The sequence below is a fragment of the Plesiomonas shigelloides genome (assembly GCF_900087055.1).
GTDB classification, from domain to species: domain Bacteria; phylum Pseudomonadota; class Gammaproteobacteria; order Enterobacterales; family CAMTGL01; genus Plesiomonas; species Plesiomonas shigelloides.
In genome coordinates this window covers 629,306-644,314 of record NZ_LT575468.1, presented here as the reverse complement: position 1 = coordinate 644,314, position 15,009 = coordinate 629,306, and the positions used below count along the sequence as shown (strand labels likewise).

The window sequence follows — 15,009 nt, the reverse complement described above, 5'->3', positions numbered from 1 at the left end:
CCTCGGTTGGAGAAAATGCCTTGGCCCAATTGAACAAAAAGTCACCAACACGTTATCACCAGTAACACTCTGTGAAGAGATAATCTATTGAAAACGCTGAATTTTAAATGGATCAGCTGTCTGTTACTTCTGGCCGTGGGATTGGCTGTATTATTACCGGGACGTAATTGGGTTTTTGACAGACGCAGCCAACTAGAACAAGTAAAAGAGCGCGGGGAGCTCCGCGTCGGCACCATCAACAGTGCCCTCTCTTATTACATCGGACCGAATGGTCCATCCGGCCTAGAGTATGAGCTCACCAAACGTTTCGCCGATTACCTCGGGGTCGAACTGCGGATTGAATCTGCCTTCAGCCTGACGGATCTGTTTCCGGCCGTAAACGAAAAACGGCTCGATATGGCAGCCGCCGGCCTGCTGTTTAATCAGGAACGCCTGTCTCAATTTCGGGTTGGCCCTTCTTACTATTCCGTATCCCAGCAGTTGGTATACCGGAAGGGGAAAGCGCGCCCGAAAAACTTAAACGATCTGAAAGGCACCTTGATGGTGGCCTCCGGTTCGGCACATGCAGCCTCACTGGCTAAGTTAACCGGCAAATTTAGCAATTTAAGCTGGAAAGCCACCACCGATCTCTCTTCGGATGAATTGCTACGCCAAGTGGCCGAAGGCTCACTGGATTACACCGTGGCTGACTCAGTGAGTATTGCGGCGCTGCAGCGCATCAAGCCCGAGCTGGCCGTCGCCTTCGATATCAGTGATGAAGAGCCAGTCGTCTGGTACATGCGTAAAAGCGATGACGACAGCCTGTACGCCGCGATGCTGGATTTCATGAGTGAGATTGTGGAAGACGGCACGCTGGCGCGTTTGGAAGAGAAATACTTCGGTCATATCGATGAGTTTGATTATGTCGATACCCGTACTTTCTTGGCCGAAATCGAAAAAACGCTGCCGCAATACCAGAAGCTGTTCGAGCAATATGCGGGCGAGCTGGATTGGCGTTTGCTGGCGGCGGTAGCCTATCAGGAATCGCATTGGGATCCGGATGCTACCTCACCTACCGGTGTGCGTGGCCTGATGATGTTGACCCGTCCAACTGCCGCCTCGGTGGGCGTCAGTGATCGCACCGATCCTGAGCAAAGCATTCGTGGTGGCTCCGATTATCTGGCGCGCTTGATGGATAAAATTCCAGAAAGCATTCCCGAAGACGAGCGAGCATGGTTTGCACTGGCGGCGTACAACATTGGCTTTGGTCATATGATGGATGCCCGTCGCCTGACCAAAACCCAAGGCGCCAATCCTGACTCTTGGGCGGATGTGAAGCAACGTCTGCCGATGCTCAGTCAAAAACGCTACTACGCGCAGACTCGCTACGGCTTTGCCCGTGGCGGTGAAGCCTTCCGCTACGTGGAGAACATTCGTCGCTACATGCAAAGTTTGGTGGGCTATGATCAGGCGCAGCAGCTGGCGATTGCCGCTAAAGCCAAAGAAGTCGCGCCGCTGAACGATAACGGTGAGCCGGCGGTGATCAATACCGCGCAAGAAGCGCGTGAGCAAAACGCGCTGCAACGTGCCGAGATGAAGCAAAGCCGTCAAGAGGCGATGACCGAGCTCAAATCCCCCGGCGCAGGCTTAGTTACCGCGAAGGTGAAAGAATAACGGTGCTGCCACACCGATACGCAAACAGCACATAAGAACGGTAAACAAAGTAAAAAGAGGAGCGCCTGCTCCTCTTTTTTTGTGTCTCTTGTGTCCTGTTTAAGCCATGGGTTCAGGCATCACTCACCTGCACACAGGCTCGAATATCAGCAACATTCATAAGCTCGCGTATCGGTACGCAATTCGGCCCACCAATATAACCGTAATAAATAATTCACATCTCGGTTATGCTTTTGGCCCGCGTAATTACCGGCTAATGTTAAAACTGGCATTTCACCATTTTTCCGCTACATATCCGCATATAGGCATAATTTTAGGTTAAAAAGCCGCAAAACCTGACTCTAACAGCACATCAGACACAATTAGCATGCAATATTGTCGGGCTGATCGCATTGGAGCATTTACCTGTGCGTCATAATCTGGTAACACTGAGCGTATGAGATGGACAAGGCAGTCAGTCCAAAGAGGTGTACCATGATCCGACGTCGTAAATTGATGAGCAGTAAGAAACCGGCGATTGGGGGCTCTCTGCGCCGCCTGCGCATGCAGGTGAACCGTAAGCGCAAGATCCTGTTTCGCAATCGCTTATTTACATTGATTAACCTGCAATACGATACAGCAGAAAGGATGCCAGAGCAGGTTTGTTGGGGACGCGTACCCGAGCCGTCTCACCACTAATTCAGCGCTATATCCACTTTACCCCGCACCACCCTATCCCAAATTGATTATGTATCCGAAACGGCTGCGGCTAGAATCCCGCAGCCAGAGCAGGTGCTGTTCTCTTACTCAACATCCTCGCCGAGCGAGCTCGATTCACGTGCCGCCTGACGCAACGCTTTTTTCTCAGCCCGACGCCGACGGAAAAATGCACTGAGCTGCGCCCCGCACTCGTCGGCTAATACGCCGCCCAGCACCTCTAACTGATGATTAAAGTGCGGTTCACGCAGCAAATTCATCACCGAGCCCGCGGTGCCGGTTTTCAAATCGCTGGCCCCAAACACCAGTTGCCGAATTCGGCCATGCACCATCGCGCCTGAACACATGGCGCAAGGCTCCAATGTCACATACAGCACCGCATCCAGCAGACGATAGTTTTGTACCACTTTGCCGCCTTGGCGGATCGCCATCATCTCCGCATGCGCGGTCGGATCATGTTGGCCGATGGAGCGATTCCAGCCTTCACCTATCACTTGGCCGTCCAACACCAATACTGCGCCGACTGGCACTTCACCTTCCGCTTCCGCTTTCGCAGCCAGCGTCATGGCATGACGCATCCAAAATTCGTGCTCCGCCTGTTGTATCACGTTACATTCTTACCTGATGGTTAGCGTTATCTCTTGCCGCCAATTATAGACAAGCCGCGCCATCCGGTCGCCTGCTTCTGCTACGTGGTTACATACAAGCATTTCCTCCGCCAATGTTACATGTGATGCCGACACTTCCCCATAAAAAACGGGCTGCCAAAGCAGCCCGTTATCGAAAAGCGGTCTATCAAAGCGTATCAAACGCTTTTTTAGTTCTGACCAACTTAACCTGCAACCGGATAGGTATAACCAGCTTGCAGACCCAGCGGCAGCCCCAGCGCCCACCATGCCAGCAGGAACAAAATCCAACTGATCATAAAGGCAATGGAGTACGGCATCATGATAGACACCAGCGTACCCACCCCGGTCTCTTTCACATAACGCTGGCAATACACCACCACCAGCGGGAAGAACACCATCAGCGGCGTAATAATGTTGGTGGTAGAGTCACCAATACGGAACGCTGCCTGCGTCAGCTCAGGAGACAAGCCCACCGCCATCAGCATCGGCACCATAATTGGTGACAACAGCGCCCATTTTGCAGACGCAGAGCCAATCAGGATGTTAACCATCGCCGTCAGCAGAACCATACCGATGATGGTCACTTCGCCCGGCAACGCCATCTCTTTGAGGACATTCGCCCCTGACAGCGCCAGCAGCGTACCCAGATTGGAATCGCCAAACGCTTTGATGAACTGCGCACAGAAAAACGCCATCACCATGTATGAGCCCATCTTGCTCATGGTGTTGCTCATGGCATCAATCACGTCTTTGCTGGTCTTGAAAGTACCCGCTACACGGCCATACACAATGCCAGGGAAGATAAACAGCAAGAAAATCAATGGCACAATCGACTTCATCACCGGCGCAGCATAGCTGGTCAGTGAGCCATCAGCAGCGCGCAGCGGTGATGTCTCAGGCCACAGCGCTGCGGCCAACAGGCCAAGACCGGCCAGCATCGCCCAGCTAGCAGCGCGGAAACCACGGTTTTCCGCCTCGCTGTAGGAGGTCATGTCTTCAGGCTCTGGCAGCGTATCGTTGAGCTTCATTTTGCTCACGCGCGGCTCAACCACTTTCTCGGTGACCCACCAGCCAACCAGTGTGATCATCAGGGAAGAGGCCATACCGAAGAACACGTTACACAGCGTGTTAACGGTGTAATCGCCATCCAGCAAACGAGCGGCCGATTGGGTAAAGCCTTGCAGCAGCGCATCGTTACCACACGGGATGAAGTTTGCGGCAAATCCACCCGATACCCCGGCAAAGGCAGCGGCCAGACCAACCAGCGGATGACGACCCGCGGCGTGGAAGATAATCCCACCAATTGGGATCACCAGCACGTAACCCGCATCCGCCGCAGTGTGGCTCAGCATGGCGACAAAAATCAGCATCGGGGTCAGCATGTGACCCGGCGTTACCCGCAGCAGTTTTTTCAAACCGGTGTTGATGTAGCCAGACTGCTCCGCCACACCGACCCCCAGCATGGCCACCAGTACGATGCCCAACGGTGCAAACGAGGTAAAGGTGGTGACCATATTGGCCAAGAAAGAGGTTAGCGCCGTACCGGTCAGCAGGTTATTGACCTGTACAGTTTCGCCATTGACAGGGTTAACCAGATCAAAGGTCACTTGTGACAGCAGTGCTGACACGCCCCACACCAGCAGCAAGGCGTACAAAAACATCATGGCTGGATCAGGAAGTTTGTTACCCGCACGTTCAACCGCGTTTAAAAAACGGGTCATCATTGTGGGCGAAGGGAGTTGTGCTTGTTGTTCACTCATACGCGTCCTGCATTTGTTATTTGAAGATGAAAAATCGGTGCATGCTAGCATAAACAAATTGTTTCATCTTATTTCCGCAGTAAAAACAGAGCGTATTTCACACAATATAAGCACAGATCGCTAAATATCATTCTGCGATTAGGTGATCAACCTAGCCAAATACTCATACAAAAAAGCCCCGCAGTGCGGGGCTAACATGACGAAGCAAGATAAATCGATATATGCTGACCGCCGATACAGCTAAAGCGGTCAGAGAGGAAGGATTATTCCCACTCGATAGTTGCCGGTGGCTTACCAGAAACATCGTAAACAACGCGGGAAATACCGTTGATTTCGTTGATGATTCGGTTAGACACTTTGCCCAACAGCTCATACGGCAGGTGCGCCCAATGGGCGGTCATAAAGTCGATGGTTTCTACCGCGCGCAGGGAGACCACCCAGTCATACTTGCGGCCATCGCCCATCACCCCAACCGAACGCACAGGCAGGAAGACCACGAAAGCTTGGCTGACTTTGTCGTACCAGTTGGCTTTATGCAGCTCTTCGATAAAGATGGCATCGGCACGGCGCAGGATATCGCAGTACTCTTTCTTCACTTCACCCAGTACGCGAACCCCCAAACCAGGACCAGGGAACGGGTGTCGGTACAGCATGTTATACGGCAGACCCAGCTCCAAACCAATACGACGCACTTCGTCTTTGAACAGCTCTTTGAGCGGCTCAACCAGACCCAGCGCCATCTCTTCTGGCAATCCACCTACGTTGTGGTGAGATTTGATCACGTGTGCCTTACCGGTCGCGGAGGCAGCGGATTCAATCACATCTGGATAGATAGTGCCTTGCGCCAGCCACTTCACGTTGCTGAGTTTGCCGGCTTCCTCGTCGAACACTTCCACGAACACGCGACCGATGGTCTTACGCTTTTGCTCTGGATCTTGAATACCAGCCAGTGCAGTCAAGAAACGCTCTTCGGCTTCCACACGGATAATGTTCAGGCCAAACTGATCGCCGAACATGTTCATCACTTGATCCGCTTCGTTCAAACGCAGCAGACCGTTGTCAACGAACACACAAGTCAGACGCTTACCGATCGCGCGGTGCAGCAGCATAGCGGTTACGGAAGAATCCACACCACCGGACAGACCTAAGATCACCTCATCATCGCCCACTTGCTCGCGGATCCGAGCCACCGCGTCATCGATGATAGTAGCTGGCGTCCACAGCGCTTCACAGCCACAGATCTCCAGTACGAAGTTCTCCAGCATGCGCTTACCCTGATGGGTATGGGTCACTTCTGGGTGGAACTGAACACCGTAAAAACGTTTTTCTTCGTTAGCCATCGCCGCAAACGGACAGGTATCCGTTACCGCAATAGTGCTGAAATCAGAAGGAATCGCTGTCACTTTATCGCCGTGACTCATCCACACATCCAGCAGTGGTTTGCCTTCGGCATTCACGCTGTCTTGTGCGCCTGCAAACAGACGGCTGTTACCCAGCACTTCCACACTGGCATAGCCAAATTCGCGCTCGTCAGAAGAGTGCACCATGCCGCCTAACTGCATCGCCATGGTCTGCATGCCATAGCACACGCCCAGTACCGGGACACCGGCGTTGAACACATATTCCGGCGCACGTGGGCTACCTTGCTCGGTAGTACTTTCTGGGCCACCAGAGAGGATAATACCGTTCGGGTTAAAGCTGCGGATCTGCTCTTCAGTGACATCCCAGGCCCACAATTCACAATATACGCCAATCTCACGGATACGGCGGGCAATCAGTTGGGTGTACTGAGAACCAAAATCGAGGATCAGAATACGGTGGTCGTGAATATTTTTGCTCATCGGTCACTCTGTTTTGAATTAACGGCGAAAAAGGTTACTGCAGCGGCGGGATTCATACGCCGCCGCTGCAAGCATACAGGCGGCTAATCAGCCCATACGGTAGTTCGGCGACTCTTTAGTGATGGTGACATCGTGTACATGGCTTTCTTTCATGCCCGCACCGGTGATGCGCACAAACTCGGACTTGGTGCGCAGATCTTCGATGGTGGCGCTACCGGTCAAGCCCATGCAAGAGCGCAAACCGCCCATTTGCTGGTGCACGATCTCTTTGAGTTTGCCTTTGTAAGCGATACGGCCTTCGATACCTTCTGGTACCAGCTTGTCGGCAGCGTTGTCGCTTTGGAAGTAACGGTCAGACGAGCCTTTTGACATCGCACCCAGTGAACCCATACCGCGGTAGGATTTGAATGCACGGCCTTGATACAGCTCGATTTCGCCTGGAGATTCTTCGGTACCGGCCAGCATCGAGCCAACCATCACGCAAGAAGCGCCTGCCGCAATGGCTTTAGCGATATCACCAGAGAAACGAATACCACCATCAGCAATCACCGGAATGCCCAGTGGCGCCAGCGCGGCAGCAGCATCAGATACTGCGGTAATTTGCGGTACACCCACGCCAGTTACGATACGAGTGGTACAGATAGAGCCTGGGCCGATGCCCACTTTCACGGCGCTGCAACCGGCTTCGGCCAGTGCCAATGCACCGGCTGCGGTAGCGACGTTACCGCCGATGATTTGCAGATCAGGATATTTAGCGCGGGTTTCACGGATACGTTGCAATACGCCTTCAGAGTGACCGTGCGAGGAGTCAATCAGCAGTACATCGATACCAGCTTCCACCAGCGCATCGATACGCTCTTCATTGCCCGCGCCCGCACCTACGGCCGCGCCTACACGCAGGCGACCCAGTTCGTCTTTACAGGCATTCGGCTTACGCTCGGCTTTTTGGAAGTCTTTTACTGTGATCATGCCTTTGAGGCGGAAGCTGCGATCCACCACCAGCACTTTTTCCACGCGACGCTCGTGCATCAGCGCCAGTACGTCGGTGCGTGGCGCGCCTTCCAGCACAGTCACCATACGTGGTTTTGGTGTCATCACCTTGGTTACAGGCTGATCCAAGTCAGTCACAAAGCGCACATCACGCCCGGTGATGATCCCCACCAGCTCCAGCTCATCGGTCACGACTGGGTAACCGGCAAAGCCGTTCTTCTCGGTCAGCGCCAGCACTTCGCGAATAGTGGTGGTCGGCTTCACGGTCACCGGATCGCTCACCACCCCACTTTCATATTTTTTCACTTTGCGGACTTCTTCAGCCTGACGCTCGATAGGCATATTCTTGTGAATAAAGCCCAGACCGCCTTCCTGTGCCAGCGCAATAGCCAGATCCGCTTCGGTCACGGTATCCATAGCAGCAGACAGCATCGGAATGTTCAGGCGAATGGTTTTAGTGAGCTGAGTGCTCAAGTTCGCAGTGTTTGGTAAGACAGTAGAATGGGCAGGAACGAGCAGAACGTCGTCAAAGGTCAAAGCTTCTTTTGCGATTCTTAACATTGCAATATCTCACCAGGGAAAGTGGAAGTTCAAAGTTCGATAAAATATTGCCGTCGCATTATACATGACGTAAACGATTAGCCAAACGTTTTTTCGCTTTGCTGCTTGCGTTTTTGCCTAGGTAACGTACTATCGATTGATCACCATCATTCTTCAGCCGGTAATCTGCGCGGAGCTGTTTTGCAAGAAAACCGTCCTATCTTCACTGTCTCTCGCCTCAATCAGGCGGTACGTTTACTCCTCGAAAGCCAACTGACACAAATCTGGATCAGCGGGGAAATCTCCAACCTTTCGATGCCCGTTTCTGGCCATTGGTACTTCACGCTCAAAGACCTGCAAGCGCAAGTCCGCTGCGCCATGTTCCGTACCAGCAATCGCAAAGTAACCTTTCGGCCGCAAAACGGCCAGCAAGTGTTGGTTCGGGCGAATGTCACTCTGTATGAGCCGCGTGGCGATTATCAGCTGGTCGTGGAAGGTATGCAGGCCGATGGGGCCGGTGATTTACAGCAGCAGTTTGAGCAGTTGAAAATGCAGCTGGCGGCAGAAGGATTATTTGCCCAAAGCGCTAAAAAGCCGCTGCCCGAGCATCCCAAGCAAGTGGGGATCATCACCTCCGCCAGTGGTGCCGCCTTGCAAGATATGTTGCAAATCTTGCAGCGCCGCGATCCGATGCTGCCGGTAGTGATTTATCCGGTGATGGTGCAAGGTAACGAGGCGCCGGCGCAAATTATCCGAGCGCTTACGCTAGCAAATGCCAGACGGGAGTGTGATGTGCTGATTGTCGGGCGCGGCGGTGGAGCACGGGAAGATTTGCTGGCGTTTAACAACGAAGCGGTTGCACGAGCAATTTTTGCCAGCCAACTACCGGTGATCAGCGCCGTTGGCCATGAAACCGATGTCACCATTGCCGATTTTGTTGCCGACCTGCGCGCGCCAACGCCGTCCGCCGCAGCAGAATTAGTCAGTCGCGACCAGCAAGCGCAGCTCACGCGCCTAAGCCAGAGCCAGCATCGCTTACAACAAGCTGCGATACGCCAGCTACAGCGCCAGCAGCAGCATCTGGAGCGCTTACAGCACCGTTTACTTCGCCAACACCCACAAGCGCGTCTACAGCGCCAGCAGATGCAGCTGGATGATTTACAACATCGCCTACAGCAAGCCACAGAGCGACTGTTGCAACGCCAGCAGCAGCGTACTGATAGCCTGTTACATCGGCTGCATACCCAAACGCCACGCCAGCGCATCGATCGCAGCCAACAACAGCTCGATCAGCTCACGGCTCGCCTGTCACAGCAAACGCAACACCTGCTGCACCAGCATGGACAGGCCTTGGGCCTACTCGGCGCACGTCTGCAGGCAGTCAGCCCACTGGCAACGCTGGCTCGTGGCTATGCAGTGGTGCAAGACGAACAGCGCCAGCTCATCACCTCGGTGCAGCAAGTGCAGGCCGGAGATAGCCTGCAAATTCGTCTTAGCGACGGCGTGGTGCACAGCCGCGTCGAGCGTACCCGCGAGTAATCTGCGGTATACGCTTATTCAGCGGCTTGAAAATAAAACTGCAATGTCTGCCGTGAGCGCGGCACATTGCAGTGATTACAAAAATAACTCTCAGCGCCACACGCCGCTAAACGCTGCAGCGGTTGTCCGCACTCAGGGCAATCAGCCAACCGGATAAAACTCTCGCCGCATTCTGGGCAGTGATAATGTCCTTTACTCCACACTAACTCGCCCGCACAGTGTGGACAGCTGTTTTCACCGCCATTTGGCATATCGCTTTGCGTATCACTCATCGCTGACTCCTGATATTTCCATTTCGATCTACGGTACTTTCTGTACGTGTGCTGTACTGGTAAAGCGGCACTCGATGCCAGCGCACCTTTGCCGCACCGTGAGTTCAGTATACCCAAAATGCAACACGGGAGCCCAAAGGCTCCCGCGATAGTGCAACAGGCAAGATCCAACTTTCGCTAGACGAAAATCAGTTCTTCGCTTTTTTGATGAATTTCAGCAGACGCTTACGCTTGTGCATCTGGCTCACACTCAGCAAGTTACGCTTCTGACCAAACGGGTTCGACGTCTCTTGGAATTGAATGCGGATCGGCGTACCCATGATCTTCAAGGAACGACGATAGTAGTTCATCAGGTAACGCTTGTAAGACTCCGGCAAGTCTTTGAGCTGGTTACCGTGGATCACGATGATCGGTGGGTTGTGGCCACCGGTGTGCGCATATTTGAGCTTAATACGACGACCATTCACCATTGGTGGCTGGTGATCTTGGGTCGCCATCTGCATGATCCGGGTCAGCATCGCCGTGCTCACACGCTTGGTCGCCGACGAATACGCTTCTTGGATCGACTCAAACAGGTTACCCACGCCACTGCCGTGCAGTGCCGAGATGAAGTGAATACGGGCAAAGTCCACGAAGTCCAGACGACGATCCAGCTCTTCTTTGACGCGATCTTTCACTGATTGATCCAGACCATCCCACTTGTTCACCACCACGACCAGCGAACGACCGGCATTCAGCACGAAACCGAGCAATGACAGGTCTTGATCGGAAATGCCCATGCGCGCATCCAGCACCAGCAGAACGACGTTAGCATCTTCGATTGCTTGCAGGGTTTTAATAACGGAGAACTTCTCCACCGTCTCGGTCACTTTACCGCGACGACGCACCCCAGCGGTATCGATCACCACGTAGTCTTGGCCATCACGCTCCATCGGGATATAGATACTGTCACGGGTAGTACCCGGCATATCGTAAACCACGACGCGATCTTCGCCCAGAATACGGTTGGTCAGCGTGGATTTACCCACGTTTGGACGACCGACCAAAGCAATCTTGATTGGACGATCATCCGGAGCCTGCTCCGCTTCGTCTTCCAGCTCTTCAGAATCGATCAGATCGCCGTTTTCATCAAACTGCAGATCTTCTGGCTCATTCCAGCCATCATCGCCTTCATCGGCCAGCTCGTCGTGCTCTTCTTCTTCCATCTCAGACACCAGCGGAGCCAGTGCCTGATCGATCAGAGCCGACACACCACGGCCATGCGCGGCAGCAATTTGATAAATCTCACCCAAACCCAGAGCGTAAAAATCGGCGCAATGCGCATCGGCATCGATACCGTCAACTTTGTTCGCGACTACCAGGGTTGGTTTTTCACGCATCCGCAGATGCTGGGCAATCGCCTGATCGGCGGTGGTCATGCCGGCACGGGCATCCACTAAAAACAGCACCACATCGGCTTCTTCAATCGCCATCAGCGATTGCTCTGCCATTTTGGTTTCCACACCGTCTTCGGTACCGTCAATACCACCGGTATCAATCACGATGAACTCATGGCCGGATAGAACCGCACGTCCATATTTGCGATCTCGGGTCAGGCCGGGAAAATCAGCAACCAACGCATCCCGCGTGCGGGTAAGACGATTGAACAGCGTGGATTTACCCACATTCGGACGTCCTACTAGAGCGACGACAGGAACCATAAAAACCTCTTATTTCTTATAGAGAAAACGGCTCCTGATCCCAAGATCAGGAGCCGTACCTCACCAATTACTACGCTTGCACTTATTTTTTCAGTGCAATCACATCACCGTTACGGGCCTGCACCAACAAGGTGTCATCGGCCACAACTGGCTCGGCATACAAACCGCTGCTGTCGACTTTGCTCTGGGCGACAAAACGGCCATCACCCAGATCCATCCAGTGCAGGTAGCCTTCGGCATCACCAACCACCAGATAGCCTTCATACACCACAGGCGCAGTCACACCACGGTACTGCAGAGCATTTTGGCTCCACAGCTCGGTGCCACCGCGAATATCCACCGCTACAATGCGACCGGTGCTGTCGACCAGATACAGGGTGTTGCCATCAATGACAAAGTCATTCACGGAGCCAAAGGAACGACGCCACAGTGGTTGACCGGAGCGCAGATCCAGCGCAGACAGCTCGCCGTTATACGCCAGTGCATATACCACATTATTCACCACAATCGGCGTGGCATCCACATCGGACAGGCGATCAATCTCAGTCGCCCCACCCGGCTTGGCGATACGTTGCTGCCAAATCAGCTGACCTTGATCCATCATGATGGCGGTCACGCGGCCACTGTCGCCGCCCACCAGCACGGCACCGTACGCTGTCACTGGGCTAGACTCGCCGCGAATCGACAGGGTTGGGGTATCTAGGTTAGCCGTCCAACGGATCTGGCCATCATCGGCATTCAGGGCCTGTAGCATACCATTTGTGGTATGCACCAGCACTATATTGTCTTCTACGGCAGGACGTGACAGCACTTCGCCGCCAACACGCGCCGTCCACTTCACGCTGCCATCGTCAGCATTCAGGGCATACAGCTCGGCCTTTTCGCTGGCCACATACACTGAGCCATCAGCGGCAGTCACGCCACCGGCTAACATCGGTGAAGTGCTGCTAGAGAAGAAGCCGGATTTTTCCGCCACGCTGGTTTTCCACAGCACATTGCCTTTTTCGGCATCCAGAGCGGCGACTTCGCCGTTACGGGACGCGGCGTAAACCTTGCCATCCATATAAGCTGGACGCAGACGGGAGAAGAAATCACCGACGCCGTTGCCCACGGAGGTATCCCACAATTTTTCTACTTTAAACTGGTTTTCCACTACCGGCAGTGGTGACATCTTCACCACATCTTCTTCGCCGCTAAACAAAGAGCAGCCGCTCAGTAATGTTGCTGCCAGCAAGCTGGTTGCCAGCAGATGATGGCGCTTTGCCATGCCAACCTCTCTTTAATCGTATGGCCACACTAAGATGCAGCGCGCCCCACTTACGTGATGCGCGCTGAGAGCCGTCTTAGTTGGATAAGTCGTTCAGCTTCATCTGCAACATGCCTTGCAGCGTCGGGTTTGCACCGTCGGTCATGGCCTGGGTGTAGGCCGCTTTCGCGCCAGCCAGATCATGTTTGCTCAGCAGGATATCGCCACGCAGTGCCAGCGCTTGTGGTTTCCAAGCCGCAGAGGTGATTTTATCCAAAGTCGCCAGTGCGTTATCCGACTGCCCCAGCTGCTGCTGAACGCGCGCCAGACGCAGAGTGATAACTGGAGTCAGCGTGGCATCTTGAGTATTGGCCTGCGCCCACTCCAGCTGCTTGGCTGCCGCGGCGTAATTACCTTGTTCAATCTGCGCTTTGCTCAGCTCGAGCGCGGTAAACACACCATAGGAGGTATCTGGATGGGCATCAATAAACGCCTGAGCCTGCTTATCCACCGCCTGCGCTTGTGTGCTGTCGGCTGCTTTGCTGCCGTCAGCCACAGTGTTCAGACCGGTCAATACTTGCTCGTATTGTGTCGACATTGCGGTGTAGTTATTGTGCTGATGAGACTGCCAGTAACGCCAGCCATACAATCCACCTAACCCCAGTACCGCACCGATAATGACGGCGCGGCCGTTGTCCTTCCACCATTGACGAAACGCGTCAAGTTGCTGCTCTTCTGTGGTATAGATGTCCACCGATTCCATCCTCATTAATTAAAACAGTGTCGCCAATCGTGCCACCGCTGCATCCTGACTCAGGGTTTCCTGATCTGAGGTATGCAGGTTTTTCAGTACTACCTGACCGGTCGCGATTTCACTCTCGCCCAGCACCAGCGCATACTGTGCGCCCACTTTATCTGCGCGTTTGAATTGCTTTTTAAAGTTACCGCCACCGCAGTGAGTCATGATGTTCAGCTCTGGCAGCAAATCACGCAGATTTTCGGCCAGACACATTGCCGCAGTCAGTGTACCTTCTCCGGCGGAAACCACATAAATATCAACCGGATTTTTAATTTCAATGCTCTGGTTAACGGTTTGCACCAGCAGAACCAGACGCTCCAAGCCCATGGCGAAGCCCACCGATGTGGTCGCGTGACCACCCAGCTGCTCAACCAGACCATCGTAGCGACCACCGCCACACACGGTACCTTGAGAGCCCAAGCTTTCAGTGACCCACTCGAACACGGTACGGTTGTAGTAATCCAGACCACGCACCAGACGGTTATTCAGGGTGTAAGCAATACCGGCAGCATCCAGCAGCGCACACAAGCCGTTGAAGTGATCGCGCGACTCGTCGTCCAGATAATCGGCCAGCTTCGGCGCATCGTTCAGCAGCGCTTGGATATCGGCATTTTTGGTATCCAGCACGCGCAGTGGGTTGGTGTACATGCGGCGCTTGCAATCTTCGTCCAGCACATCGATATGCTGCTCTAAGAATGCAATCAGCGCGGTACGGTAGTTAGCACGTGCTTCCAGAGAGCCGATCGAGTTCAGCTCCAGACGTACGTGATCGGCAATCCCCAGCTCACGCCACAGACGGGCGGTCATCATGATCAGCTCAGCATCGATATCCGGGCCTTGCAGACCGAACACTTCAACCCCAACCTGATGGAACTGGCGATAACGGCCTTTTTGCGGACGCTCGTGACGGAACATCGGGCCGATGTACCACAGGCGCTGTTCCTGATTGTACAGCAGGCCATGCTCGATACCGGCGCGAACACAGCTTGCTGTGCCTTCAGGTCGCAGGGTCAGGCTGTCGCCGTTGCGATCTTCAAAGGTGTACATCTCTTTTTCTACCACGTCGGTCACTTCACCGATCGCACGACAGAACAGCGGAGTCATCTCCACCAGAGGCATACGGATTTCACTGTACCCATAGCTCGCGACAACGCGCTTGATGGTACCTTCGATTTTTTGCCAGACCGGGGTTTCATTTGGCAGACAGTCATTCATCCCGCGGATGGCTTGGATTTGTTTGGCCACGTCACTTCTCTTTTGTAATTTGTCTGTATTCTTCGCAGAATCCGAAACTGCTCCGGCAGTCGCATCGGTGCCGACTGCCGGAGGATCCTTGCGGATTAT

Annotated in this window: 12 protein-coding genes; 3 read left to right on the top strand and 9 right to left on the bottom strand. The window is 53.9% G+C overall.

Translation table 11 applies throughout. The annotated features are described in order from the left end of the window. Positions 1-87 precede the first annotated feature (87 nt). Entirely contained in the window at positions 88-1,653 is a 1,566-nt protein-coding gene (mltF, locus tag NCTC9997_RS02895) for a membrane-bound lytic murein transglycosylase MltF (RefSeq protein WP_064977246.1), read from the top strand. A 474-nt stretch (positions 1,654-2,127) separates the two neighbouring features. Beyond that, positions 2,128-2,331: a hypothetical protein gene (locus tag NCTC9997_RS02890; protein ID WP_039046714.1), complete on the top strand. Its 204-nt coding sequence runs from the start codon at positions 2,128-2,130 to the stop codon at positions 2,329-2,331. A 104-nt stretch (positions 2,332-2,435) separates the two neighbouring features. Here the strand turns inward: NCTC9997_RS02890 and tadA are convergent, their stop codons facing one another. The 4 genes from tadA to guaB form a co-directional block, all read right to left on the bottom strand. Next, the gene (tadA, locus tag NCTC9997_RS02885) at positions 2,436-2,927 is read right to left on the bottom strand and encodes a tRNA adenosine(34) deaminase TadA (RefSeq protein WP_010862409.1); all 492 of its coding nucleotides are present in this window, start codon (positions 2,925-2,927) and stop codon (positions 2,436-2,438) included. A gap of 254 nt (positions 2,928-3,181) precedes the next feature. Then, the gene (locus NCTC9997_RS02880) at positions 3,182-4,738 is read right to left on the bottom strand and encodes an AbgT family transporter (protein ID WP_064977245.1); all 1,557 of its coding nucleotides are present in this window, start codon (positions 4,736-4,738) and stop codon (positions 3,182-3,184) included. Positions 4,739-5,001: 263 nt separating this feature from the next. Continuing rightward, positions 5,002-6,579, bottom strand: coding sequence for a glutamine-hydrolyzing GMP synthase (guaA, locus tag NCTC9997_RS02875; protein ID WP_010862415.1), 1,578 nt, complete (start codon positions 6,577-6,579; stop codon positions 5,002-5,004). Between the two features lie 87 nt (positions 6,580-6,666). Further along, the gene (guaB, locus tag NCTC9997_RS02870; RefSeq protein WP_064977244.1) at positions 6,667-8,130 is read right to left on the bottom strand and encodes an IMP dehydrogenase; all 1,464 of its coding nucleotides are present in this window, start codon (positions 8,128-8,130) and stop codon (positions 6,667-6,669) included. Positions 8,131-8,310: 180 nt separating this feature from the next. Here guaB and xseA point away from each other — a divergent pair, with 180 nt between their 5' ends. After that, positions 8,311-9,648, top strand: coding sequence for an exodeoxyribonuclease VII large subunit (gene xseA / locus NCTC9997_RS02865; protein ID WP_082935457.1), 1,338 nt, complete (start codon positions 8,311-8,313; stop codon positions 9,646-9,648). A gap of 14 nt (positions 9,649-9,662) precedes the next feature. Here xseA and NCTC9997_RS02860 read toward each other — a convergent pair whose 3' ends face one another. The 5 genes from NCTC9997_RS02860 to hisS all read right to left on the bottom strand — a co-directional run bounded on the left by NCTC9997_RS02860 (position 9,663) and on the right by hisS (position 14,910). Then, positions 9,663-9,920: a zinc ribbon domain-containing protein gene (locus NCTC9997_RS02860; protein ID WP_010862418.1), complete on the bottom strand. Its 258-nt coding sequence runs from the start codon at positions 9,918-9,920 to the stop codon at positions 9,663-9,665. A gap of 188 nt (positions 9,921-10,108) precedes the next feature. Beyond that, entirely contained in the window at positions 10,109-11,620 is a 1,512-nt protein-coding gene (der, locus tag NCTC9997_RS02855; RefSeq protein ID WP_010862419.1) for a ribosome biogenesis GTPase Der, read from the bottom strand. 82 nt (positions 11,621-11,702) lie between these two features. Next, entirely contained in the window at positions 11,703-12,887 is a 1,185-nt protein-coding gene (gene bamB / locus NCTC9997_RS02850) for an outer membrane protein assembly factor BamB (protein WP_064977243.1), read from the bottom strand. Positions 12,888-12,963: 76 nt separating this feature from the next. Next, on the bottom strand, positions 12,964-13,620 hold the full coding sequence (locus NCTC9997_RS02845) for a YfgM family protein (protein WP_064978416.1): 657 nt from the start codon (positions 13,618-13,620) through the stop codon (positions 12,964-12,966). A gap of 18 nt (positions 13,621-13,638) precedes the next feature. Beyond that, entirely contained in the window at positions 13,639-14,910 is a 1,272-nt protein-coding gene (hisS, locus tag NCTC9997_RS02840) for a histidine--tRNA ligase (RefSeq protein WP_010862422.1), read from the bottom strand. Positions 14,911-15,009: the final 99 nt, after the last annotated feature.

Excerpts from the sequence above, each read along its gene's own strand:
- NCTC9997_RS02860 (WP_010862418.1), bottom strand. The coding sequence starts at position 9,920 with ATGAGTGATACGCAAAGCGATATGCCAAATGGCGGTGAAAACAGCTGT.
- der (WP_010862419.1), bottom strand. The coding sequence starts at position 11,620 with ATGGTTCCTGTCGTCGCTCTAGTAGGACGTCCGAATGTGGGTAAATCC.
- NCTC9997_RS02890 (WP_039046714.1), top strand. The coding sequence starts at position 2,128 with ATGATCCGACGTCGTAAATTGATGAGCAGTAAGAAACCGGCGATTGGG.
- NCTC9997_RS02880 (WP_064977245.1), bottom strand. The coding sequence starts at position 4,738 with ATGAGTGAACAACAAGCACAACTCCCTTCGCCCACAATGATGACCCGT.
- tadA (WP_010862409.1), bottom strand. The coding sequence starts at position 2,927 with ATGCGTCATGCCATGACGCTGGCTGCGAAAGCGGAAGCGGAAGGTGAA.
- bamB (WP_064977243.1), bottom strand. The coding sequence starts at position 12,887 with ATGGCAAAGCGCCATCATCTGCTGGCAACCAGCTTGCTGGCAGCAACA.
- guaB (WP_064977244.1), bottom strand. The coding sequence starts at position 8,130 with ATGTTAAGAATCGCAAAAGAAGCTTTGACCTTTGACGACGTTCTGCTC.
- guaA (WP_010862415.1), bottom strand. The coding sequence starts at position 6,579 with ATGAGCAAAAATATTCACGACCACCGTATTCTGATCCTCGATTTTGGT.